This is a genomic window from Prescottella sp. R16, assembly GCF_030656875.1.
Classification (GTDB): Bacteria; Actinomycetota; Actinomycetes; order Mycobacteriales; family Mycobacteriaceae; genus Prescottella.
Genome location: NZ_CP130943.1, coordinates 3,506,815 through 3,526,950, shown reverse-complemented (window position 1 = coordinate 3,526,950; position 20,136 = coordinate 3,506,815). Strand labels below are relative to the sequence as shown.

General features: G+C 67.0%; 33 protein-coding genes. 30 read left to right on the top strand and 3 right to left on the bottom strand.

Going from position 1 to position 20,136, the window contains the following annotated elements; genetic code table 11:
- Positions 1-29: 29 nt before the first annotated feature.
- The 20 genes from rplB to map all read left to right on the top strand — a co-directional run bounded on the left by rplB (position 30) and on the right by map (position 10,620).
- Positions 30-863: a 50S ribosomal protein L2 gene (gene rplB, locus Q5696_RS16600; protein WP_305092369.1), complete on the top strand. Its 834-nt coding sequence runs from the start codon at positions 30-32 to the stop codon at positions 861-863.
- 18 nt (positions 864-881) lie between these two features.
- A complete protein-coding gene (gene rpsS / locus Q5696_RS16595) occupies positions 882-1,163 on the top strand; it encodes a 30S ribosomal protein S19 (RefSeq protein WP_005518370.1) in 282 nt (93 codons plus the stop codon).
- Positions 1,160-1,561: a 50S ribosomal protein L22 gene (gene rplV / locus Q5696_RS16590; RefSeq protein ID WP_305092367.1), complete on the top strand. Its 402-nt coding sequence runs from the start codon at positions 1,160-1,162 to the stop codon at positions 1,559-1,561. The genes rpsS and rplV overlap by 4 nt, the downstream gene beginning before the upstream one ends.
- Positions 1,561-2,358 (top strand): 30S ribosomal protein S3, encoded by a 798-nt coding sequence (rpsC, locus tag Q5696_RS16585; RefSeq protein ID WP_305092366.1) that lies wholly within the window; start codon positions 1,561-1,563, stop codon positions 2,356-2,358. Before rplV ends, rpsC begins: the two co-directional genes overlap by 1 nt.
- 3 nt (positions 2,359-2,361) lie before the next feature.
- Entirely contained in the window at positions 2,362-2,778 is a 417-nt protein-coding gene (gene rplP, locus Q5696_RS16580) for a 50S ribosomal protein L16 (protein WP_031937766.1), read from the top strand.
- Entirely contained in the window at positions 2,778-3,014 is a 237-nt protein-coding gene (gene rpmC, locus Q5696_RS16575; protein ID WP_137799456.1) for a 50S ribosomal protein L29, read from the top strand. Before rplP ends, rpmC begins: the two co-directional genes overlap by 1 nt.
- Positions 3,011-3,301 (top strand): 30S ribosomal protein S17, encoded by a 291-nt coding sequence (gene rpsQ / locus Q5696_RS16570; RefSeq protein ID WP_305092365.1) that lies wholly within the window; start codon positions 3,011-3,013, stop codon positions 3,299-3,301. The genes rpmC and rpsQ overlap by 4 nt, the downstream gene beginning before the upstream one ends.
- 171 nt (positions 3,302-3,472) lie before the next feature.
- Positions 3,473-3,841: a 50S ribosomal protein L14 gene (rplN, locus tag Q5696_RS16565; protein ID WP_305092364.1), complete on the top strand. Its 369-nt coding sequence runs from the start codon at positions 3,473-3,475 to the stop codon at positions 3,839-3,841.
- Positions 3,841-4,158 carry a 50S ribosomal protein L24 gene (gene rplX, locus Q5696_RS16560; RefSeq protein ID WP_305092363.1) on the top strand — a complete coding sequence of 106 codons (318 nt, stop codon included), beginning with the start codon at positions 3,841-3,843 and terminating at the stop codon, positions 4,156-4,158. The genes rplN and rplX overlap by 1 nt, the downstream gene beginning before the upstream one ends.
- A gap of 1 nt (position 4,159) precedes the next feature.
- A complete protein-coding gene (gene rplE, locus Q5696_RS16555) occupies positions 4,160-4,726 on the top strand; it encodes a 50S ribosomal protein L5 (protein WP_305092362.1) in 567 nt (188 codons plus the stop codon).
- A gap of 4 nt (positions 4,727-4,730) precedes the next feature.
- Positions 4,731-4,916, top strand: coding sequence for a type Z 30S ribosomal protein S14 (locus Q5696_RS16550; RefSeq protein WP_305092361.1), 186 nt, complete (start codon positions 4,731-4,733; stop codon positions 4,914-4,916).
- Between the two features lie 168 nt (positions 4,917-5,084).
- Positions 5,085-5,483 carry a 30S ribosomal protein S8 gene (gene rpsH / locus Q5696_RS16545; RefSeq protein WP_031937772.1) on the top strand — a complete coding sequence of 133 codons (399 nt, stop codon included), beginning with the start codon at positions 5,085-5,087 and terminating at the stop codon, positions 5,481-5,483.
- Positions 5,484-5,497: 14 nt separating this feature from the next.
- A complete protein-coding gene (gene rplF / locus Q5696_RS16540) occupies positions 5,498-6,037 on the top strand; it encodes a 50S ribosomal protein L6 (RefSeq protein ID WP_305092360.1) in 540 nt (179 codons plus the stop codon).
- Between the two features lies 1 nt (position 6,038).
- On the top strand, positions 6,039-6,446 hold the full coding sequence (gene rplR / locus Q5696_RS16535; RefSeq protein ID WP_305092359.1) for a 50S ribosomal protein L18: 408 nt from the start codon (positions 6,039-6,041) through the stop codon (positions 6,444-6,446).
- Between the two features lie 31 nt (positions 6,447-6,477).
- Entirely contained in the window at positions 6,478-7,119 is a 642-nt protein-coding gene (rpsE, locus tag Q5696_RS16530) for a 30S ribosomal protein S5 (RefSeq protein ID WP_305092358.1), read from the top strand.
- Positions 7,119-7,298, top strand: coding sequence for a 50S ribosomal protein L30 (rpmD, locus tag Q5696_RS16525; protein WP_305092357.1), 180 nt, complete (start codon positions 7,119-7,121; stop codon positions 7,296-7,298). Before rpsE ends, rpmD begins: the two co-directional genes overlap by 1 nt.
- A 2-nt stretch (positions 7,299-7,300) precedes the next feature.
- Positions 7,301-7,741: a 50S ribosomal protein L15 gene (gene rplO, locus Q5696_RS16520; RefSeq protein WP_305092356.1), complete on the top strand. Its 441-nt coding sequence runs from the start codon at positions 7,301-7,303 to the stop codon at positions 7,739-7,741.
- Between the two features lie 220 nt (positions 7,742-7,961).
- Positions 7,962-9,275, top strand: a complete 1,314-nt coding sequence (gene secY, locus Q5696_RS16515) for a preprotein translocase subunit SecY (protein WP_305092355.1) — start codon at positions 7,962-7,964, stop codon at positions 9,273-9,275.
- Positions 9,272-9,817: an adenylate kinase gene (locus tag Q5696_RS16510; protein WP_305092354.1), complete on the top strand. Its 546-nt coding sequence runs from the start codon at positions 9,272-9,274 to the stop codon at positions 9,815-9,817. Before secY ends, Q5696_RS16510 begins: the two co-directional genes overlap by 4 nt.
- Positions 9,817-10,620, top strand: a complete 804-nt coding sequence (gene map / locus Q5696_RS16505; RefSeq protein WP_305092353.1) for a type I methionyl aminopeptidase — start codon at positions 9,817-9,819, stop codon at positions 10,618-10,620. Before Q5696_RS16510 ends, map begins: the two co-directional genes overlap by 1 nt.
- A gap of 76 nt (positions 10,621-10,696) precedes the next feature.
- Here the strand turns inward: map and dtd are convergent, their stop codons facing one another.
- Positions 10,697-11,134 carry a D-aminoacyl-tRNA deacylase gene (gene dtd, locus Q5696_RS16500; protein ID WP_305092352.1) on the bottom strand — a complete coding sequence of 146 codons (438 nt, stop codon included), beginning with the start codon at positions 11,132-11,134 and terminating at the stop codon, positions 10,697-10,699.
- 176 nt (positions 11,135-11,310) lie between these two features.
- On the opposite strand from dtd, the gene infA reads away from it, so the two are divergent.
- From infA to truA, 8 genes are all read left to right on the top strand, one after another.
- A complete protein-coding gene (gene infA, locus Q5696_RS16495; RefSeq protein WP_003418601.1) occupies positions 11,311-11,532 on the top strand; it encodes a translation initiation factor IF-1 in 222 nt (73 codons plus the stop codon).
- A 78-nt stretch (positions 11,533-11,610) separates the two neighbouring features.
- A complete protein-coding gene (gene rpmJ, locus Q5696_RS16490; RefSeq protein WP_003938068.1) occupies positions 11,611-11,724 on the top strand; it encodes a 50S ribosomal protein L36 in 114 nt (37 codons plus the stop codon).
- A 219-nt stretch (positions 11,725-11,943) separates the two neighbouring features.
- Positions 11,944-12,312 carry a 30S ribosomal protein S13 gene (gene rpsM / locus Q5696_RS16485; protein ID WP_305092351.1) on the top strand — a complete coding sequence of 123 codons (369 nt, stop codon included), beginning with the start codon at positions 11,944-11,946 and terminating at the stop codon, positions 12,310-12,312.
- Positions 12,312-12,725 carry a 30S ribosomal protein S11 gene (rpsK, locus tag Q5696_RS16480; protein ID WP_005239680.1) on the top strand — a complete coding sequence of 138 codons (414 nt, stop codon included), beginning with the start codon at positions 12,312-12,314 and terminating at the stop codon, positions 12,723-12,725. The genes rpsM and rpsK overlap by 1 nt, the downstream gene beginning before the upstream one ends.
- A 23-nt stretch (positions 12,726-12,748) precedes the next feature.
- The gene (gene rpsD, locus Q5696_RS16475; protein ID WP_305092350.1) at positions 12,749-13,354 is read left to right on the top strand and encodes a 30S ribosomal protein S4; all 606 of its coding nucleotides are present in this window, start codon (positions 12,749-12,751) and stop codon (positions 13,352-13,354) included.
- A gap of 126 nt (positions 13,355-13,480) precedes the next feature.
- On the top strand, positions 13,481-14,545 hold the full coding sequence (locus Q5696_RS16470) for a DNA-directed RNA polymerase subunit alpha (protein WP_305095341.1): 1,065 nt from the start codon (positions 13,481-13,483) through the stop codon (positions 14,543-14,545).
- Positions 14,546-14,600: 55 nt separating this feature from the next.
- Positions 14,601-15,134 carry a 50S ribosomal protein L17 gene (rplQ, locus tag Q5696_RS16465; protein ID WP_305092349.1) on the top strand — a complete coding sequence of 178 codons (534 nt, stop codon included), beginning with the start codon at positions 14,601-14,603 and terminating at the stop codon, positions 15,132-15,134.
- Positions 15,135-15,139: 5 nt separating this feature from the next.
- Positions 15,140-16,039 (top strand): tRNA pseudouridine(38-40) synthase TruA, encoded by a 900-nt coding sequence (gene truA / locus Q5696_RS16460; RefSeq protein ID WP_305092348.1) that lies wholly within the window; start codon positions 15,140-15,142, stop codon positions 16,037-16,039.
- Positions 16,040-16,123: 84 nt separating this feature from the next.
- Here the strand turns inward: truA and Q5696_RS16455 are convergent, their stop codons facing one another.
- The gene (locus tag Q5696_RS16455) at positions 16,124-17,266 is read right to left on the bottom strand and encodes an acyl-CoA dehydrogenase family protein (RefSeq protein ID WP_305092347.1); all 1,143 of its coding nucleotides are present in this window, start codon (positions 17,264-17,266) and stop codon (positions 16,124-16,126) included.
- Between the two features lie 73 nt (positions 17,267-17,339).
- On the opposite strand from Q5696_RS16455, the gene Q5696_RS16450 reads away from it, so the two are divergent.
- Positions 17,340-17,909, top strand: coding sequence for a TetR/AcrR family transcriptional regulator (locus Q5696_RS16450; protein WP_305092346.1), 570 nt, complete (start codon positions 17,340-17,342; stop codon positions 17,907-17,909).
- 23 nt (positions 17,910-17,932) lie between these two features.
- Entirely contained in the window at positions 17,933-18,487 is a 555-nt protein-coding gene (locus Q5696_RS16445; RefSeq protein WP_305092345.1) for an NADPH-dependent FMN reductase, read from the top strand.
- 4 nt (positions 18,488-18,491) lie between these two features.
- On the opposite strand, the gene eccE is transcribed toward Q5696_RS16445, so the two are convergent.
- Complete coding sequence (eccE, locus tag Q5696_RS16440) at positions 18,492-20,117, bottom strand: type VII secretion protein EccE (protein ID WP_305092344.1); 1,626 nt, start codon at positions 20,115-20,117, stop codon at positions 18,492-18,494.
- Positions 20,118-20,136: the final 19 nt, after the last annotated feature.

Genomic DNA, 20,136 nt, shown 5'->3' with positions numbered 1-20,136 from the left:
GTCTCGAGAGATAGAGGACGAGAAGACTCATGGCAATCCGTAAGTACAAGCCGACTACTCCGGGCCGTCGTGGCGCGAGCGTCTCGGACTTCGCCGAGATCACTCGGTCGACGCCCGAGAAGTCGCTGGTTCGCCCGCTGCACGGTCGCGGTGGTCGCAACGCCCACGGTCGCATCACCACCCGTCACAAGGGTGGCGGACACAAGCGCGCCTACCGGCTGATCGACTTCCGCCGCAACGACAAGGACGGCGTGCCGGCCAAGGTCGCTCACATCGAGTACGACCCCAACCGCACCGCCCGCATCGCGCTGCTGCACTACGCGGACGGCGAGAAGCGCTACATCATCGCCCCCAAGGGCCTGGTGCAGGGCACCCCGGTCGAGTCCGGCCCCACGGCCGACATCAAGCCGGGCAACAACCTGCCGCTGCGCAACATCCCCACCGGTACCACCATCCACGCAGTCGAGCTGCGCCCGGGTGGCGGCGCCAAGATGGCCCGCTCCGCCGGCGCCAGCATTCAGCTCCTCGGCAAGGAAGGCACCTACGCCACGCTGCGTATGCCGTCCGGTGAGATCCGTCGCGTCGACGTGCGCTGCCGCGCCACCGTCGGCGAGGTCGGCAACGCCGAGCAGTCGAACATCAACTGGGGCAAGGCCGGCCGCATGCGCTGGAAGGGCGTCCGCCCGACCGTCCGCGGTGTGGTCATGAACCCCGTCGACCACCCGCACGGTGGTGGTGAGGGTAAGACCTCCGGTGGTCGCCACCCGGTCAGCCCCTGGGGCAAGCCCGAGGGTCGTACCCGCAAGAACAAGGCGAGCGACAAGCTCATCGTCCGTCGTCGCCGTACCGGCAAGAAGCGCTAGTCAAGGAGGGAGTGAAGGATGCCACGCAGCCTGAAGAAGGGCCCGTTCGTCGATGACCACCTCCTTGCGAAGGTGGACGTGCAGAACGAGAAGGGCACCAAGCAGGTCATCAAGACCTGGAGCCGTCGTTCCACGATCATCCCGGACTTCATCGGTCACACGTTTGCCGTCCACGACGGACGCAAGCACGTCCCGGTGTTCGTTTCGGATTCGATGGTTGGACACAAGCTCGGAGAGTTTGCACCGACCAGGACGTTCAAGGGCCACATCAAGGACGACCGGAAGAGCAAGCGCCGATGAGCACTGAAACTCAGAACCCCACTGCGAAGGCCGTTGCGCGCCACGTGCGCGTGACCCCGATGAAGGCACGTCGTGTCGTGGACATCGTCCGCGGCAAGTCGGTCGACGAGGCTCTCGCGATCCTGAAGTTCGCGCCGCAGTCCGCGGCTGAGCCGGTCGCCAAGGTGATCGCCAGCGCCGCCGCCAACGCGCAGAACAACCTGAACCTCGACCCGTCGACGCTCGTCGTCTCGACGGCGTTCGTGGACGAGGGCGCGACCCTGAAGCGGTTCCAGCCGCGCGCCCAGGGCCGGGCTTTCCGGATCCGCAAGCGTTCGAGCCACATCACCGTCATCGTGGAAAGTGTCGCGGGCCGGGCCACCTCGGGTCGTAACCGTCGGAAGGGAAGTGGTCAGTAGTGGGCCAGAAGATCAACCCGCACGGCTTCCGTCTCGGCATCACGACCGACTGGAAGTCGCGCTGGTACGCAGACAAGCAGTACGCGGAGTACGTCAAGGAAGACGTCGAGATCCGGAAGCTCCTGTCCACGGGCATGGAGCGGGCCGGCATCGCGAAGGTCGAGATCGAGCGCACTCGTGACCGTGTGCGGGTGGACATCCACACCGCGCGTCCGGGCATCGTCATCGGCCGCCGCGGCGCCGAGGCCGATCGCATCCGCGCCGCCCTCGAGAAGCTGACCGGCAAGCAGGTCCAGCTGAACATCCTCGAGGTCAAGAACGCCGAGGCCGAGGCCCAGCTGGTGGCACAGGGTGTCGCCGAGCAGCTGAGCAACCGTGTCGCGTTCCGTCGCGCCATGCGCAAGGCCATCCAGTCGGCCATGCGTCAGCCGAACGTCAAGGGCATCCGCGTGCAGTGCTCGGGCCGTCTCGGCGGCGCCGAGATGAGCCGCTCGGAGTTCTACCGTGAGGGTCGCGTTCCGCTGCACACGCTGCGTGCGGACATCGACTACGGCCTGTACGAGGCCAAGACCACCTTCGGTCGCATCGGCGTGAAGGTCTGGATCTACAAGGGCGACGTCGTCGGTGGCAAGCGTGAGCTGTCCGCCGCCGCGCCGGCCGACCGCCCGCGCCGCGAGCGTCCGAGCCGTCCGCGTCGTTCCGGTGCTGCCGGAACGACCGCGACCAGCACCGAGGCCGGTCGCGCTGCGACCGCCACCGCCGATGCACCCGCTTCGACCGAGCAGAAGGAGGGCTGACGCATGTTGATCCCACGTCGGGTCAAGCACCGCAAGCAGCACCACCCGAGCCGTTCGGGTGCCGCCAAGGGCGGGACCCAGGTGGCCTTCGGTGAGTACGGCATCCAGGCTCTCGAGCCCGCCTACATCACCAACCGTCAGATCGAGTCCGCTCGTATCGCCATGACGCGTCACATCAAGCGTGGCGGCAAGATCTGGATCAACATCTTCCCGGATCGTCCGCTCACCAAGAAGCCGGCCGAAACCCGCATGGGTTCCGGTAAGGGTTCGCCGGAGTGGTGGGTCGCGAACGTCAAGCCCGGACGGGTGATGTTCGAGATGAGCTACCCGAACGAGGAGATCGCTCGTGAGGCCCTGCGCCGCGCGATGCACAAGCTCCCGTGCAAGTGCCGGATCGTGACGAGGGAGGAGCAGTTCTGATGGCAACCACCAGCCCTGCTGCAGAGCTCCGCGAGCTGACCGACGAGGAACTGGTCACCAAGCTCCGCGAGTCGAAGGAAGAACTGTTCAACCTTCGTTTCCAGATGGCCACCGGCCAGCTGGACAACAACCGCCGGCTGCGCACGGTCCGTCACGAGATTGCGCGCATCTACACCGTCCTGCGTGAGCGTGAGCTCGGCCTGGCCTCCGGTCCGGATGCAGGTGACGCAGCATGAGTGAGGATAAGGCAGTGAGCACCAACAGCACCGAAGAGCGCGGCAGCCGCAAGGTCCGCATCGGCTACGTGGTCTCGGACAAGATGGAGAAGACCATCGTGGTCGAGCTGGAGGACCGGGTGAAGCACCCGCTCTACGGCAAGATCATCCGACGCACCTCGAAGGTCAAGGCGCACGACGAGAACGGCCTCGCCGGCATCGGCGACCGCGTCCAGCTCATGGAGACCCGACCGCTGTCGGCGACCAAGCGCTGGCGTCTGGTCGAGGTTCTCGAGAAGGCCAAGTAAGAGCCTTCCAGTGTATCCAGTACGATGGTGGGGTTGCCCTGTGTTCGACAGTGGCAGCCCCACCATCGGCGGGTACGGACCGCGCGCGTCGGGTCGGAAATCTGCCGCGCACGATCAGCGCGAGCCCCTGGGTTCGTACTGGTCGATAACAGCCAGGTCAAGGAGAAGTAAGTGATTCAGCAGGAGTCGCGACTGCGTGTCGCCGACAACACGGGTGCCAAGGAGATTCTCTGCATCCGCGTTCTCGGTGGCTCGGCGCGTCGCTACGCCGGGGTCGGCGACGTCATCGTCGCCACCGTCAAGGACGCCACCCCGGGTGGAAACGTCAAGAAGGGCGACATCGTCAAGGCTGTCATCGTGCGCACCGCCAAGGAGCGCCGTCGGCCGGACGGTTCGTACATCAAGTTCGACGAGAACGCCGCCGTCATCATCAAGGCGGACAACGATCCGCGCGGTACCCGTATCTTCGGACCCGTCGGTCGTGAGCTGCGCGACAAGCGCTTCATGAAGATCGTCTCGCTCGCCCCGGAGGTGCTGTGATGAAGGTGCACAAGGGTGACACCGTGCTGGTCATCTCCGGCAAGGACAAGGGCGCGAAGGGCAAGGTCATCCAGGCCTTCCCCGCGACCGGCAAGGTCCTCGTCGAGGGCGTGAACCGCATCAAGAAGCACACCGCGGTCTCTGCGAACGAGCGTGGCGCCTCCTCGGGCGGCATCGTGACGCAGGAAGCGCCGATCCAGGTCTCGAACGTCATGGTCGTCGACTCGGACGGTAACCCGACTCGCGTCGGCTACCGCACCGACGAGGAGACCGGCAAGCGCGTTCGCATTTCCCGGAAGAACGGGAAGGACATCTGACATGACCTCCACCGAGAACAAGACCCAGCCGCGTCTGAAGGCCCGCTACCGTGCGGAGATCAAGGACGCGCTGAACGCTGAGTTCGATTACGCGAACGTCATGCAGATCCCCGGCCTCGTCAAGGTCGTCGTCAACATGGGTGTCGGTGACGCCGCCCGCGACGCCAAGCTGATCAACGGTGCGGTCAACGACCTCACCCTGATCACCGGCCAGAAGCCCGAGATCCGCAAGGCCCGCAAGTCCATCGCACAGTTCAAGCTGCGTGAGGGCATGCCGATCGGCGCGCGCGTCACGCTGCGCGGCGACCGCATGTGGGAGTTCCTGGACCGTCTCGTGTCCATCGCGCTGCCCCGTATCCGCGACTTCCGCGGCCTGTCGGGCAACCAGTTCGACGGCAACGGCAACTACACGTTCGGCCTCAACGAGCAGTCGATGTTCCACGAGATCGACGTGGACAAGATCGATCGCCCGCGCGGTATGGACATCACCGTCGTGACCACCGCCACCAACAACGAAGAAGGCCGTGCGCTGCTCAAGCACCTCGGCTTCCCGTTCAAGGAGAACTGAGCCCATGGCTAAGAAGGCACTGGTCAACAAGGCCAACAAGAAGCCGAAGTTCGCGGTGCGCGCGTACACCCGCTGCCAGAAGTGCGGTCGTCCGCACTCGGTGTACCGCAAGTTCGGCCTGTGCCGAATCTGCGTGCGCGAGATGGCTCACGCGGGCGAGCTGCCGGGCGTTCACAAGAGCTCCTGGTAACCAGCCGCAACAGACTTCCGTTCCGTAACCGCGGGACGGTGAAGGTAAGAACCACTTCGTTGTAGGCCCACGACCGGGCCGGCCCCACCCCTCGCCACGGCGGGGGAGTGGGGCCCGGTATCCGGTGTTGCATGGGAACCCCAACGAGAAAGGTGCACAGGTCAACTCATGACCATGACTGATCCCATCGCAGACTTCTTGACGCGTCTGCGTAATGCCAACTCGGCGTACCACGACGAGGTGAAGCTGCCGCACTCGAAGATCAAGGCGAACATCGCCGAGATCCTCAAGCGCGAGGGCTACATCGCGGACTACCGCACCGAGGACGCCGAGGTCGGCAAGACGCTGATCGTCGACCTCAAGTACGGCCCGAGCCGCGAGCGCAGCCTCGCCGGCGTCCGCCGTGTTTCCAAGCCGGGTCTCCGCGTGTACGCGAAGTCCACCAATCTGCCCAAGGTCTTGGGTGGCCTCGGCGTGGCGATCATCTCCACGTCTTCCGGCCTGCTCACCGATCGTCAGGCGGCCAATCAGGGTGTGGGCGGAGAAGTCCTCGCCTACGTCTGGTAAGGGAGGCCACCAGAATGTCGCGTATTGGAAAGATTCCGGTCGCCGTCCCCGCTGGCGTCGACGTGTCCATCGACGGCCAGGACGTCGCGGTCAAGGGCCCCAAGGGTGCCCTGTCGCTGACGATCTCCGAGCCGATTTCGATTGCCAAGGGTGAGGACGGTGCCCTCCAGGTCATCCGTCCCGACGACGAGCGTCGCAGCCGTGCGCTGCACGGTCTGTCGCGCACCCTCGTGCAGAACATGATCGTCGGTGTCACCGCCGGTTACACCACCAAGATGGAGATCCACGGTGTCGGTTACCGTGTGGCGCTCAAGGGCAAGGACCTCGAGTTCTCGCTCGGCTTCAGCCACCCGGTCCTGATCGAGGCTCCCGAGGGCATCAGCTTCGCCGTCGAGTCGCCGACCAAGTTCTCGATCGCCGGCATCGACAAGCAGCAGGTCGGCCAGATCGCGGCCAACATCCGTCGTCTGCGCAAGTCCGATCCCTACAAGGGCAAGGGCATCCGCTACGAGGGTGAGCAGGTCCGTCGCAAGGTCGGAAAGACGGGTAAGTGATATGAGCCAGACTGCAAACCAGAAAGCCAAGCGGATTCCGCTGGGCAAGGACGCGTCCACCACGCGTCGTCTGTCGAAGGCGCGTCGTCACTTCCGTCTTCGCAAGAAGATCTCCGGCACCCCCGAGCGTCCGCGTCTCGTCGTGAACCGCTCCTCGCGTCACATCCACGTGCAGCTCGTGGACGACCTGGCCGGCAAGACCCTTGCCGCCGCGTCGACCATCGAGGCGGACGTGCGTGCGCTGGACGGCGACAAGAAGGCCCGTGGCGCGAAGGTCGGTCAGCTGATCGCCGAGCGTGCCAAGGCTGCAGGCGTCGAGGCCGTGGTCTTCGACCGCGGTGGCCACACCTACAGCGGCCGTATCGCCGCTCTGGCCGACGCTGCTCGCGAAGGCGGGTTGAAGTTCTGATGACCAACATTACTAACGGAAGGAATGCCTGATGCCGGGACGTCAAAGGCGTGACGGCGGAAGCGGACCCGCCGGACAGAATGGGCCGAACCAGGGCGACAACCGCGGCGGTCGCGACCGTCGCGACAACCGCCGGGACAACGCCGCCGAGAAGTCGAACTACATCGAGCGCGTCGTCTCGATCAACCGCGTGTCGAAGGTCGTCAAGGGCGGTCGTCGCTTCAGCTTCACCGCTCTGGTGATCGTGGGCGACGGCAACGGACTCGTCGGCGTCGGCTACGGCAAGGCCAAGGAAGTTCCCGCGGCCATCCAGAAGGGCGTCGAGGAGGCTCGCAAGGGCTTCTTCCGCGTGCCGCTCATCGGTAGCACCATCACCCACCCGATTCAGGGTGAGGCGGCGGCCGGTGTCGTCATGCTGCGTCCGGCCAGCCCGGGTACCGGTGTGATCGCCGGTGGCGCGGTGCGTGCCGTGCTGGAGTGCGCGGGAATCTCCGACATCCTCGCCAAGTCGCTCGGTAGCGACAACGCGATCAACGTTGTGCACGCGACGGTTGCCGCCCTCAAGGGTCTGCAGCGTCCGGAAGAGGTCGCAGCCCGTCGTGGCCTGCCCCTCGAGGACGTGGCCCCGGCCGGCATGCTGCGCGCTCGTGCACAGGCTGGGAGCGTGAAGTAATGGCACAGCTCAAGGTCACTCAGGTCAAGAGCACCATCGGCACCAAGCAGAACCAGCGGGACAGCCTGCGCACCCTCGGTCTGAAGGGCATCCGTCAGACCGTCGTCCGTGAGGACAACGCGCAGAACCGTGGTCTGATCAACGTGGTGCGCCACCTCGTCACGGTTGAGGAGGTCTAACCATGACCATCAAGTTGCACCACCTGCGCCCCGCGCCCGGCGCCAAGACCGACAAGACTCGCGTCGGTCGCGGTGAGGGCTCGAAGGGTAAGACCGCCGGTCGCGGCACCAAGGGCACCAAGGCACGCAAGAACGTGCCGGCCGCCTTCGAGGGTGGACAGATGCCGCTGCACATGCGTCTGCCCAAGCTCAAGGGCTTCAAGAACGCGTTCCGCACCGAGTACCAGGTCGTGAACGTCGGCGACATCGCTCGCCTGTTCCCCGAGGGTGGACAGATCGGCGTTGCCGAGCTCGTCGCCGCGGGTGCGGTTCGCAAGAACCAGCTCGTGAAGGTTCTCGCCGAGGGCGAGATCACGGTTGCCGTCCAGGTCACCGCGAACAAGTTCTCGGGCGCTGCCAAGGAGAAGATCGCTGCTGCCGGTGGTACCACCACCGAGCTGTGATCTAGCTCGCGTCAGCTGACGAACGGCCGCAACTCGTCCCACCAGGGACAGTTGCGGCCGTTTCGTCGTTTCGGGGGTCCGCAAGCGGGCATACTGGAGAGTCTGCAGCCCTGGAACGGGGCTGTGTTTTCATGTGTCACTGTTAGAGTTCTAGAGTTCTGCAATCCACAGGGCGGGTCAATCAGGTCGGCTCCCCGTATGTCGTGCGCCAGGAGGATCTTTGCTTTCCGCCTTTGTCTCGGCCCTCAGGACTCCTGACCTGAGGCGGAAGATCCTCTTCACCCTCGGTCTGGTCGCCCTGTATCGGCTGGGTGCCACGCTGCCCTCGCCAGGTGTCGACTACGGCAACGTGCGCGCGTGTATCGACCAGGTGTCCGGTGGCGATTCCGCCGGCATCTACTCGCTGATCAACCTGTTCTCCGGTGGAGCGCTGCTGCAGCTGTCGGTGTTCGCGATCGGCATCATGCCGTACATCACGGCAAGTATCATCGTGCAGCTGCTCACCGTCGTCATCCCGAAGTTCGAGGAACTCCGCAAGGAGGGCCAGGCCGGGCAGACGAAGATGACGCAGTACACGCGCTACCTTTCGATTGCGCTGGCCGTGCTGCAGTCCACCGGCATCGTCGCGCTCGCGGCCCGCGGACAGCTGCTGCAGGGATGCAGCCAACCGATCCTCGCCGACGAGAGCGTCTTCGGCCTGATCGTCATCGTGCTGGTCATGACCGCCGGTGCGGCTCTCGTCATGTGGTTCGGTGAGCTCATCACCGAGCGCGGTGTCGGCAACGGCATGTCGCTGCTGATCTTCTCCGGTATCGCGTCGCGCCTCCCGTCCGAGGGCAAGGCGATCCTCGATTCGCGCGGCGGCCTGATCTTCGCGGCCGTGTGTGTCGCGGCGCTCGTGCTGATCGCCGGTGTCGTGTTCGTCGAGCAGGGCCAGCGCCGGATTCCGGTGCAGTACGCCAAGCGCATGGTCGGACGCCGGATGTACGGCGGGTCGTCGACGTACCTCCCGCTCAAGGTCAACCAGGCCGGCGTCATCCCGGTGATCTTCGCGTCCTCGCTGCTGTACCTGCCGAACCTGATCGCGCAGCTCACCGGGGCCACCACGAGCACGGATCCGAGCTGGTGGCAGCGTATGGTCAACCAGTATCTGGTGAACCCGTCGAACCCGGTCTACATCCTCATCTACTTCCTGCTCATCGTCTTCTTCACCTACTTCTACGTCGCGATCACCTTCGATACGGAGGAACGTGCCGACGAGATGAAGAAGTTCGGTGGCTTCATTCCGGGCATTCGTCCCGGCCGCCCGACGGCGGATTATCTCCAGTACGTGCTCAGCCGCATCACGCTGCCGGGCGCCATCTATCTCGGTCTGATCGCTGTTCTGCCGAACTTCTTCCTGTCGCAGGGGAACGCGGGCAGCAGCATCTTCGGCGGCGCAGCCATCCTGATTCTGGTCAGCGTCGGCCTCGACACCGTCAAGCAGATCGAGAGTCAACTCATGCAGCGCAACTATGAAGGGTTCCTCAAGTGAGACTCGTCCTCGTTGGTCCCCCCGGTGCCGGGAAGGGCACCCAGGCCGCCATCCTGTCGGAGAAGCTCGGCGTTCCGCACATCTCGACGGGCGACCTGTTCCGCGCCAACATCGGTCAGCAGACGGCGCTCGGTCTCGAGGCGAAGAAGTACATGGACGCGGGTGACCTCGTGCCCACCGAGATCACGAACAACATGGTGAAGGCGCGGGTCGCCGAGCCGGACGCAGCGAAGGGTTTCCTGCTCGACGGCTTCCCGCGCACGGTCGATCAGGCGCGGGCCCTCGAGGAGATCCTCGCCGGCCTGGGTGCCAAGCTCGACGGTGTCCTGGCGTTCGAGGTCGACGACGACGTCGTCGTCGAGCGGATGCTGGCCCGTGGCCGCGCCGACGACACCGAGGACGTCATCCGTAACCGGATGCGCGTCTACCGCGAGGAGACGGCACCGCTGCTCGACCACTACGCGGATCAGCTCGTCACCGTCGACGCCGTCGGCCCGGTCGACGAGGTCAACGCCCGCGCTCTCGCCGCACTGGGGAAGTAATGGCCTTCGGTCGCAAGCGCAAGGTCGTTCCGTTCCGCACGGCAGGTGAGCTCGACGCCATGGCGGCTGCGGGTGCGATCGTCGGGGCCGCTCTCGTGGCGGTGCGGGACGCGGCCGAACCGGGCGTGAGCACCCTGGAGCTGGACCGGGTGGCGGAGGCCGTGATCCGGGATGCCGGCGCGGTGCCCTCGTTCCTCGGCTACCACGGGTTCACCGGGTCGATCTGCTCGTCGGTCAACGACCGCGTCGTGCACGGTATCCCGTCGGCCGACGACATCCTCGCCGAGGGCGACCTGGTGTCGATCGACTGTGGTGCCGTCCTCGATGGGTGGCACGGGGATTCGGCGTGGACGTTCGGTGTCGGTGAGCTCAGCGAGGCCGATGCCCAGCTGAGCGAGGCCACCCGGCTGTCGATGGAGGCGGGTATCGCCGCGATGATCGACGGTAACCGGCTCACCGACGTCTCCCACGCCATCGAGTTGGGGACGCATGCCGCGGAGAAGTTGCACGGCCGGTCCTACGGGATCGTCGACGGCTACGGCGGGCATGCGATCGGCCGCGAGATGCACATGGATCCGTTCCTGCCGAACGAGGGTGCGCCCGGCAAGGGCCCGCACCTGGTGGTCGGGTCGGTGCTCGCGATCGAGCCGATGCTGACCCTCGGCACCTACGAGACCGAGGTTCTCGGCGACGACTGGACGGTCGTCACCACCGACGGCAGCCGGGCCGCCCACTGGGAGCACACGGTCGCCGTCACCGAGGACGGTCCCCGCATCCTCACGCTGCGTCCCGGCGGCAACTGAGGACGAGTCCGAGCGATACGCCGCGGCCGGCCGGTGCACGTGCACCGGCCGGCCGCGGCGTATCCACGTCTTCGGGTCACCCCTCGAGGAGGACGGTCACCGGTCCGTCGTTGACGAGGCTCACCTGCATGTCGGCGCCGAAGCGACCGGACGCCACGGTGGCACCGAGGTCGCGCAGGGCGTCGGCGAACGCGTCGACCAGCGGTTCGGCGGTGGCCCGCGGCGCGGCCGCCGACCACGACGGCCGCCGGCTCCTGCGGGTGTCGGCCATGAGCGTGAACTGGCTGACGACGAGGACCGGGGCACCGACATCCGACGCGGACTGCTCGTCGTCGAGGATCCGCAGCCGCCACACCCGACGTGCCAGGTTGGCCGCAGAGACCGGGTCGTCGTCGTGGCCGACGCCGACGAGCACGAGCAGTCCCTGGCCGCCGTCGGGCGGAGCGATCCGTCCGACCTCCTCGCCGTCGACGGTGACGGCTGCCGACGTGACCCGTTGGACGAGCGCGCGCATGTATCGGTATCCCTTCGATGGACCACCGGCCGTCCCGACCCTCATTTGGCCTGGTCGGCGATTGCCGGTAGGATGGAAAAACGGTGCGTCCTGCGTAGATTGCAGACGCGCCATGTAGCGGGTACCGGTGACGGTAGCCGATGCACTCATACGCCACTCAACGGATCGCGGAGGACATGGCTAAGAAGGACGGGGCCATCGAGGTCGAGGGACGAGTTGTCGAGCCGCTGCCCAATGCGATGTTCCGCATTGAGCTGGAGAACGGCCACAAGGTCCTCGCACACATCAGCGGCAAGATGCGTCAGCACTACATTCGCATTCTGCCCGAGGACCGCGTTGTCGTGGAGCTGTCGCCCTACGACCTGTCGCGTGGGCGCATCGTTTACCGCTACAAGTAAGAACTTCCCCGGTCGTTCCCGGCCGGGGAGAGCTATGTCTGCCCGCCGGGTGGACACACAACAGGAGATCAGACTTACGTGAAGGTTCAGCCTAGCGTCAAGAAGATCTGCGAGAAGTGCAAGGTGATCCGCCGTAACGGGCGCGTCATGGTGATCTGCGAGAACCTGCGCCACAAGCAGCGTCAGGGCTAATCCCAGACAGTTCACACCTTCTCCGAGATCTGCTTGGCAACAAGCACGAGAAGACCTCTCAGCACCAGCCGCGATCAGGGCCCGACGAGCAATCGAGGGCAGGTGGCGGTCCACCCCCGGCACGGAGGCCGGGGCCCCACTGCGAAGTTCTACCGCAGAGTTTTTCGACGCAGGGGACGGACTGGGAGCAGACCTCCGCACACCGAATAGGAATGCCACATGGCACGTCTCGCAGGTGTCGATCTTCCCCGCGAAAAGCGCATGGAGATCGCACTGACTTACATCTTCGGCATCGGCCGTACGACTTCCAAGGAGATCCTGGCTGCCACGGGTGTCGACCCGGACCTGCGCAGCAAGGACCTGTCCGACGAGGACCTGGGCAAGCTCCGCGAGTACATCGAGGAGTCGGTCAAGGTCGAGGGCGACCTGCGTCGTGAGGTGCAGGCGGACATCCGCCGCAAGATCGAAATCGGCTGCTACCAGGGCCTGCGCCACCGTCGTGGTCTGCCCGTGCGTGGCCAGCGCACCAAGACCAACGCCCGCACCCGCAAGGGTCCGAAGCGCACCGTCGCAGGAAAGAAGAAGTAATGCCTCCGAAGTCACGCAGCACCGGTCCGAAGAAGACCCAGAAGGCGCGTCGCAGGGACAAGAAGAACGTCCCGCACGGCGCCGCTCACATCAAGAGCACCTTCAACAACACGATCGTGTCGATCACCGACCCGGCCGGCAACGTCATCTCCTGGGCGTCGTCGGGCCACGTGGGCTTCAAGGGCTCGCGCAAGTCGACTCCGTTCGCTGCCCAGCTGGCTGCCGAGAACGCGGCCCGCAAGGCGCAGGAGCACGGCGTGAAGAAGGTCGACGTCTTCGTCAAGGGCCCGGGCTCGGGTCGCGAGACGGCGATCCGCTCGCTGCAGGCTGCAGGCCTCGAGGTCGGCACCATCTCCGATGTCACTCCCCAGCCGCACAACGGCTGCCGCCCGCCCAAGCGGCGTCGCGTCTAGTACGGGAAAGGAAGGTATAGATCATGGCTCGTTACACCGGACCCGTCACCCGTAAGTCGCGTCGTCTGCGCGTCGACCTGGTCGGAGGCGATCAGGCCTTCGAGCGTCGCCCCTACCCGCCCGGCCAGCACGGCCGCGCGCGGATCAAGGAGAGCGAATACCTGCTCCAGCTGCAGGAGAAGCAGAAGGCTCGCTTCACCTACGGCGTCATGGAGAAGCAGTTCCGTCGTTACTACGAGGAGGCGAACGCTCGCCCCGGTAAGACCGGCGAGAACCTGCTCCGCATCCTGGAGTCGCGTCTCGACAACGTCGTGTACCGCGCCGGCCTGGCTCGCACCCGCCGTCAGGCGCGTCAGCTGGTCACGCACGGTCACCTTCTCGTGAACAACAAGAAGGTCGACATCCCCAGCTACCGCGTCTCGCAGTACGACATCATCGATGTCCGCGAGAAGTCGCTGGCGACCCTGCCGTTCCAGATCGCTCGCGAGACCCAGGGCGATCGCCCGGTCCCGGGTTGGCTGCAGGTCGTCGGTAGCCGTCTCCGGATCCTGGTGCACCAGCTCCCCGAGCGTGCGCAGATCGAGGTTCCGCTGCAGGAACAGCTGATCGTCGAGTTCTACTCGAAGTAAGGCACTACGTGCCGGTGAGTGGTTGGCGAGTCCGTCAAGTTTTCGGACTCGCCGACCACTCACAGGCCGCAGGCCTGTTCCCATCGTGGGCGTCAAATAGCGGACGCCCGTACAGGAGGAAATCCAATGCTCATTTCTCAGCGACCCACGCTGTCCGAAGAGGTCATCGCTGAAAACCGCTCGAAGTTCGTCATCGAGCCCCTCGAGCCTGGCTTCGGGTACACCCTCGGCAACTCTCTGCGCCGCACCCTGCTGTCGTCGATCCCCGGCGCTGCTGTCACCAGCATCCGCATCGACGGCGTCCTGCACGAGTTCACCACGGTTCCGGGCGTGAAGGAGGATGTCACCGACATCATCCTGAACCTCAAGGGCCTCGTCGTGAGCTCCGAAGAGGACGAGCCGGTCACGATGTACGTCCGCAAGCAGGGCCCCGGGGTCGTGACTGCAGGTGACATCGTTCCGCCGGCCGGCGTCACGGTGAACAACCCGGATCTGCACATCGCCACCCTGAACGACAAGGGCAAGTTGGAGATCGAGCTCGTCGTCGAGCGCGGTCGCGGCTACGTCCCCGCCGTCCAGAACAAGGCGGCAGGCGCCGAGATCGGCCGGATTCCGGTCGACTCGATCTACTCGCCGGTGCTCAAGGTCACCTACAAGGTGGAAGCGACTCGCGTCGAGCAGCGCACCGACTTCGATCGGTTGATTCTCGACGTGGAGACCAAGAACTCCATCACCGCACGGGACGCACTCGCTTCGGCGGGTAAGACCCTGGTTGAGCTCTTCGGCCTGGCCCGTGAGCTGAACGTCGAAGCAGAAGGCATCGAGATCGGACCCTCGCCCGCCGAGGCCGATCACATCGCGTCCTTCGGGCTCCCCATCGAGGATCTGGACCTCACGGTCCGCTCCTACAACTGCCTCAAGCGCGAGGGTGTTCACACCGTCGGTGAGCTCGTGGCACGTACGGAGTCCGATCTGCTCGACATCCGCAACTTCGGACAGAAGTCCATCGACGAGGTCAAGGTCAAGCTGCATTCGCTCGGCCTCGCCCTCAAGGACAGCCCTGCGTCCTTCGATCCGACGACCGTTGCCGGCTACGACGCCGCCACCGGCACGTGGAGCGATACCGATGCCGGTACCTTCAGCGACGCTGAGGGCACCGACCAGGACTACGCCGAGACCGAACAGCTTTAACCCGTAGCACCCGGCACATGGGCAAATGTGCTGGGCGAGCCCTAGAGGAGCTCCAATGCCCAAGCCCAAGAAGGGTGCCCGCTTCGGCGGGTCGGCGTCGCACCAGAAGGCGATCTTCGCCAACCTGGCGACTGCTCTCTTCGAGCACGGCCGAATCACCACCACGGAGGCCAAGGCCAAGGCCCTGCGTCCGTACGCCGAGAAGCTCGTGACCAAGGCCAAGGGTGGATCCCTGGCCGATCGTCGTGAGGTTCTCAAGGTCATCCGCAACAAGGACGTCGTGCACGCCCTGTTCGCGGAGATCGGCCCGTTCTACGCCGACCGCGACGGCGGTTACACCCGCATCATCAAGACCGTTCCCCGCAAGGGCGACAACGCTCCGATGGCGATCATCGAGCTCGTCCAGGAGAAGACGGTCACCTCCGAGGCGGACCGCGCACGTCGTGTCGCGGCATCGCAGGAGAACGTCGTCGAGGCTGTCGAAGCCGAGGCCACCGAGGCCGAGGTCGAGAACGCCGACGCCGTGGTCGAGGGTGTCGAGAACGAGACCGCGACCGCAGCCGACGCCGACGAGGCCAAGAAGGACTAGTCCACTTGGTTTCGGCACACGCCGCATCGAACGAACCCGCCGCTCCCTCCGGGGACGGCGGGTTCGTTCGCTTGCGCCTCGACGTTTCCTACGACGGCACCGATTTTTCCGGATGGGCACGGCAGCCCGGCCGCCGCACGGTGTGCGGCGAGATCGAGGAGAAGCTGAGTGCGATCGTCCGCACCCCGGTCCTGTTGACCGTTGCCGGACGCACCGATGCCGGTGTGCACGCGAGCGGGCAGGTCGCGCACGTCGACGTGCCGGCCGAGCTGGTCGGCACGGTGATCCCGGACGATCCGTCCCGGCTGGTCCGCAGGCTCGCCCGGTTCCTGCCGAAAGATGTGCGGGTCACCGGTGTCTCGTTCGCGCCCGAGCATTTCGATGCCCGATTCTCGGCGATCCGTCGGCACTACGAGTACCGGTTGACGACCGCCCCCCACGGTGCGGACCCGTTGCGGGCCCGGGACACGGTGGCGTGGCCGAAGGACGTCGACGTCGACGCGATGCGGGAGGCGTCGTCCCGGTTGCTGGGTCTGCACGACTTCGCTGCGTTCTGCAAACGTCGTGAGGGGGCGACGACGGTGCGCGAGTTGCAGCGCTTCGACTGGGACCGTGACGGTGACGCGCTGACCGCGTTCGTCAGCGCCGACGCGTTCTGCTGGTCGATGGTGCGCAGCCTGGTCGGGGCGGCGCTCGCGGTCGGGGAGGGTCGGCGCACGGTCGATTGGATGTCTGGTCTGCTGGCGGAGCGGGAGCGGGCCAGCGCGGTTGCGGTCGCGCCGGCGCACGGGTTGTCGCTCGTCCGTGTCGACTATCCGGCCGACGCGGATCTCGAGGCACGCAACATCGCGACCCGGGAGGTGCGGTCCGCGATCGACCCGGCGGGTGGTTGCTGCGGCGGCTGATCCGGTCGCACCCGCAACCCGCTGCCCGCCGGTCGCGCCGCTCACCGGTACCCCGACGGGCTGATCCGGTGAGCGGCGGACGGTTCAGTTCGCGAGCTGGCGGGCGATGACCAGACGCTGAATCTGGTTGGTGCCCTCGAAGATCTGGGTGATCTTCGCTTCGCGCATGTAGCGCTCCACCGGGAAGTCCTGCGTGTAGCCGTAGCCGCCGAACACCTGCACGGCGTCGGTGGTGACCTTCATGGCGGCGTCGGTGGCGATCAGCTTCGCGACCGAGGCCTGCCGCGAGTACGGCATGCCGGCGTCGCGGCGGCGGGCGGCGTCGAGATAGGTGGCGCGGGCCGAGTCGACGGCGGCAGCCATGTCGGCCAGCACGAACCCGAGACCCTGGTGGTCGATGATCCGCTTGCCGAACGCCTTGCGCTCCTTGGCGTAGGCGACGGCGTCGTCGAGGGCGCCCTGCGCGATGCCGACGGCGCAGGCTGCGATGCCGAGACGGCCCGAGTCGAGTGCGCTGAACGCGATCGGCAGACCCTGGCCCGGCTTGCCGATCATCCGCTCGGCCGGGACGAACGCGTCGTCGTAGTGGGCGGACGTGGTGGGGACCGCGCGCAGGCCCATCTTCTCCTCGGGCTTGCCGAAACTCAGGCCCTCGGTGTCCTTGGGGACCAGGAAGCACGAGACGCCGCGTGAGCCGTCGTCGCTGGTGCGGGCGAACAGCGTGTAGAAGTCGGCGCGGCCGCCGTTGGTGATCCACGCCTTGGCGCCGTTGATCCGGTAGCCGCCCTCGACCTCGGTGGCCTTGCAGGCGAGTGCGGCGGCGTCGGACCCGGCCTGCGGCTCGGACAGGCTGTACGCGCCGATGGTCTCGCCGCCGAGCATGTCGGGCAGCCACTTCGCCTTCTGCTCGTCGGTGCCGTGGGTGGCCAGCGAGTAGCAGGACAGGCTGTGCACGCTGGTCGCGACGGCGACAGCCGCCCAGCGGGCCGCGATCTCCTCGAGGACCTGCAGGTACACCTCGTACGGCTGGTCGCCGCCGCCGAACTCCTCCGGGTACGGCAGGCTCAGCAGCCCGGCGCGGCCCAGGGCGGGGAAGACGCCGTCGGGGAACGTCTCGTTCTTCTCGTGCTCGTCGACGATCGGGGCGAGGACCTTGTCGGCCACGTCGCGGGTGAGATCGATGAGGTCGTGGGCTTCCTGGGTGGGCAGCAGGCGTTCGACGGCCACGGTGCGCTCCTCGTGTATCGGAGAGAAATGGTGAAAATAGTACTGAGGACGATACTCCAGTACTGTTTTGCGTATGGCAACCCCGGTGAAGACGACGGCCCGGCGCACCGCACTGTTCGACGCCCTGGTGGCGCTCATCCTCGACGAGGGGTTCGCGCACCTCACGCTCGACGAGCTCGCCGCCCGCCTGCGCTGCTCGAAATCCACGCTGTACCGGCTCGCCGACAGCAAGGAACAGTTGGTGCGAGCCGCCACCGTGCACTTCTTCCGCGGAGCCACCGACCGGGTCGAGGCGCGGCTGGCCGGCGCCGAGGGTGCACGGATGCGCATCCGCACCTACCTCGAGGCCGTCGGTGAGCAGTTGCGTCCCGCGTCGGCGCAGTTCATGGAGGATCTGGCGGCCGACTCCGCGGTCCGCGAGGTCTACGAACGCAACACCCGGTTCGCGGCCCGGCGGGTCCGGGAACTCATCACCGAGGGCGTCGCCGCCGGCGAGCTGCGCGACGCGCACGCCGCGTTCGTCGGGGACGTCGCCGCCGCCGTCATGGTGCGGATCCAGCAGCGACAGGTCGCCGCGTCCACCGGGCTCGGCGACGCGGAGGCGTATCAGGAACTCGCGGCACTGCTGACCGACGGACTGTGACCGCGCGCTCTAGGATCGGGGGCGTGTCGAGAACTGTGCCCCTGCGACTCGAGGTGATCGTCGGGAGCGTGCGGGCGGGCCGGTTCGCGCCCGTGGTCGTCGACTGGCTCCTGGGCCGGCTCCGGGAGTACGACGCGTTCGAGGTGTCGGTCCTCGACCTCGCGGACGCCGATCTGCCACAGGATCTTTCACGAACCCCGGCGGTCGAGGAGTTCACGCGGCGGATCGGGGCGGCGGACGCCTTCGTGGTGGTCACCAGCGAGTACAACCACGGTTACCCGGCGGCACTGAAGACTGCACTCGACACCGTCAAACATCAGTGGCGGGCCAAACCGATCGGCTTCGTCGCGTACGGCGGCGTGTCCGGCGGCCTGCGCGCCGTCGAACAGTTGCGGCAGGTGGTGGCCGAACTGCACATGGTGTCGGTGCGTGACGCCGTCGGTTTCCATCAGGCCCGCAAGCACTTCGACCCCGCCGACGGGGCCGCGAACGACGCCGCCGACCGGATGCTCGGCCAGCTGGCGTGGTGGGCCGACACCCTCCGCGACCGGCGGGAACAGACGCCGTACCCGGGGTGAGACGTCAGTGGGCGGGCACGGGTACCGGTGACGTGGGGCGGCCCACGAACGCGGCCTCCGCAGGAATCGTCACCATCGTCAGATCGCACCGCACCGCACCGACCGTCAGTGTCAGCCGGTCGCCGCACGCTCCCGGCTGCACGAGCGACACGTCCGGGCGGCCCGGAGGCCACATCCGGGGGTCCGGGTGGACGTGCACGAGCGTCACTCCCGGCCGGGCCGGGGGAGCGGGCACACCGTCGACGATCACTGTATCGAAACCTGTTGTCTCTCCAGGCGTTCCGTCGTGGACGAGCAGCCGGTCCGGGCGGGCGACCGATCCGGACAGGGCCGCCCACGTATGCGGCCGATCGGTGCGCACCAGGACCCGCGCCCCCGTCGCGACGGCCCGGAACGCCACCTGCTGCGCGACGTGCAGCTCGCCGGCGACGTACACGTCGGCGACGGCCGGGCCGGTCAGGCGGGCCGTCACCGCCTGCCCGCCGGCGTCCGCGCCGGCCAGCTGACCGCACCCCGCCGCCGGCAGGAGCAGGTCGTCGAGTCGGGCCGGCGCGATCTCGCGCAGCGGGATGAGGTCGTCGAGTTCCGGTGCCGACACCGGCAGCTGTGCCGACAACGCGTCCCGCTGCCGGCCGTGCACCGAGATCAGCCCCGGCAGGTCGGGGGCGGGTGCGTCGCCCGGCACCGTCCACCGCACCGATGCCCCCACCCGCACCGATCCGGACCGTCCCGGCCGGATGCGCACCGCCACCGTCGTCCCGAGACCAGGCACCGCGAACAGACGGGCCAGGAGCGAGGCCGACAACCCGCGCGGATCGAGTGCCGCACCCACGTTGCGGCCGCCGGGCACCGGCACGTGATCCCACCGCTGAGCCATCGTGTCCGGGTGGACACCTCGGCAGATCCGGGCGCACACCGACTCGATCTCGGACACCGCCAGGATCCGCGCCGGGCACTCCGCGTCCGCGAGGGTCCGCGCCACTCGTCGCGCCGCGACCGCTGCCGTCCGGGCCAGCCCGTCGACGCCGCCCCCACGCCGGGCGGCGGACGCGGCACTGGCGGCCACGTCGAACCGCAGCGTGACCCACACCGACCGCTGCGCAGACGCCGGCAGCGGTCCGATCAGCGAGTCGTACACATCGGCGGCCGGTGACCCGTCGGCGGTCCGGGTGCCGTGCGAGACGACGTCGATCCCGGCGAGAGCCACGTCGATCTGCTCGAGGCATCCCGTGAGCGCGGACAGCGGCAGATACGGCGACGTGTCGCAGCCGTCCCGGGTGAGACGCGACGGCCCCGGCCCCGTCGGCGAAACCTCGAGCACCGCCAGCACCTGGCCGCCCGCCCGGTACAGCCCCACCGTCTCCCCGGGCAGTGCGACATCGCGGCCGGACCCCAGGGGGACCCGATGTCCCCGCAGGTAACGCCACCCTGCCGCCGCCCAGGTCAGCGGCAGCCTGCCGTCGATCCGGATGAACAGGGCGCCGCCGACGGTCAGAGCGACGACGAGCGCACCCCACCACGGCAACCCGGCCCACACGCCGAGCAGGCCGACCGCGATCGCGAGCAGCTGTGCCACCACCACGGTGGCCGGGAACGTGTACGGACGACGTCCGACGCGAAAGTGGTCCACGGTTCCTCCCCAGTACCTG

Bases quoted from the DNA above. Each gene is read 5' to 3' on its own strand.
- rplB (WP_305092369.1), top strand. From the start codon at position 30: ATGGCAATCCGTAAGTACAAGCCGACTACTCCGGGCCGTCGTGGCGCG.
- rpsS (WP_005518370.1), top strand. From the start codon at position 882: ATGCCACGCAGCCTGAAGAAGGGCCCGTTCGTCGATGACCACCTCCTT.
- rplV (WP_305092367.1), top strand. From the start codon at position 1,160: ATGAGCACTGAAACTCAGAACCCCACTGCGAAGGCCGTTGCGCGCCAC.
- rplP (WP_031937766.1), top strand. From the start codon at position 2,362: ATGTTGATCCCACGTCGGGTCAAGCACCGCAAGCAGCACCACCCGAGC.
- rpmC (WP_137799456.1), top strand. From the start codon at position 2,778: ATGGCAACCACCAGCCCTGCTGCAGAGCTCCGCGAGCTGACCGACGAG.
- rpsQ (WP_305092365.1), top strand. From the start codon at position 3,011: ATGAGTGAGGATAAGGCAGTGAGCACCAACAGCACCGAAGAGCGCGGC.
- rplX (WP_305092363.1), top strand. From the start codon at position 3,841: ATGAAGGTGCACAAGGGTGACACCGTGCTGGTCATCTCCGGCAAGGAC.
- rplE (WP_305092362.1), top strand. From the start codon at position 4,160: ATGACCTCCACCGAGAACAAGACCCAGCCGCGTCTGAAGGCCCGCTAC.
- Q5696_RS16550 (WP_305092361.1), top strand. From the start codon at position 4,731: ATGGCTAAGAAGGCACTGGTCAACAAGGCCAACAAGAAGCCGAAGTTC.
- rpsH (WP_031937772.1), top strand. From the start codon at position 5,085: ATGACCATGACTGATCCCATCGCAGACTTCTTGACGCGTCTGCGTAAT.
- rplF (WP_305092360.1), top strand. From the start codon at position 5,498: ATGTCGCGTATTGGAAAGATTCCGGTCGCCGTCCCCGCTGGCGTCGAC.
- rplR (WP_305092359.1), top strand. From the start codon at position 6,039: ATGAGCCAGACTGCAAACCAGAAAGCCAAGCGGATTCCGCTGGGCAAG.
- rpsE (WP_305092358.1), top strand. From the start codon at position 6,478: ATGCCGGGACGTCAAAGGCGTGACGGCGGAAGCGGACCCGCCGGACAG.
- rpmD (WP_305092357.1), top strand. From the start codon at position 7,119: ATGGCACAGCTCAAGGTCACTCAGGTCAAGAGCACCATCGGCACCAAG.
- rplO (WP_305092356.1), top strand. From the start codon at position 7,301: ATGACCATCAAGTTGCACCACCTGCGCCCCGCGCCCGGCGCCAAGACC.
- map (WP_305092353.1), top strand. From the start codon at position 9,817: ATGGCCTTCGGTCGCAAGCGCAAGGTCGTTCCGTTCCGCACGGCAGGT.
- dtd (WP_305092352.1), bottom strand. From the start codon at position 11,134: ATGCGCGCGCTCGTCCAACGGGTCACGTCGGCAGCCGTCACCGTCGAC.
- infA (WP_003418601.1), top strand. From the start codon at position 11,311: ATGGCTAAGAAGGACGGGGCCATCGAGGTCGAGGGACGAGTTGTCGAG.
- rpsM (WP_305092351.1), top strand. From the start codon at position 11,944: ATGGCACGTCTCGCAGGTGTCGATCTTCCCCGCGAAAAGCGCATGGAG.
- rpsK (WP_005239680.1), top strand. From the start codon at position 12,312: ATGCCTCCGAAGTCACGCAGCACCGGTCCGAAGAAGACCCAGAAGGCG.
- rpsD (WP_305092350.1), top strand. From the start codon at position 12,749: ATGGCTCGTTACACCGGACCCGTCACCCGTAAGTCGCGTCGTCTGCGC.
- Q5696_RS16470 (WP_305095341.1), top strand. From the start codon at position 13,481: ATGCTCATTTCTCAGCGACCCACGCTGTCCGAAGAGGTCATCGCTGAA.
- rplQ (WP_305092349.1), top strand. From the start codon at position 14,601: ATGCCCAAGCCCAAGAAGGGTGCCCGCTTCGGCGGGTCGGCGTCGCAC.
- Q5696_RS16450 (WP_305092346.1), top strand. From the start codon at position 17,340: ATGGCAACCCCGGTGAAGACGACGGCCCGGCGCACCGCACTGTTCGAC.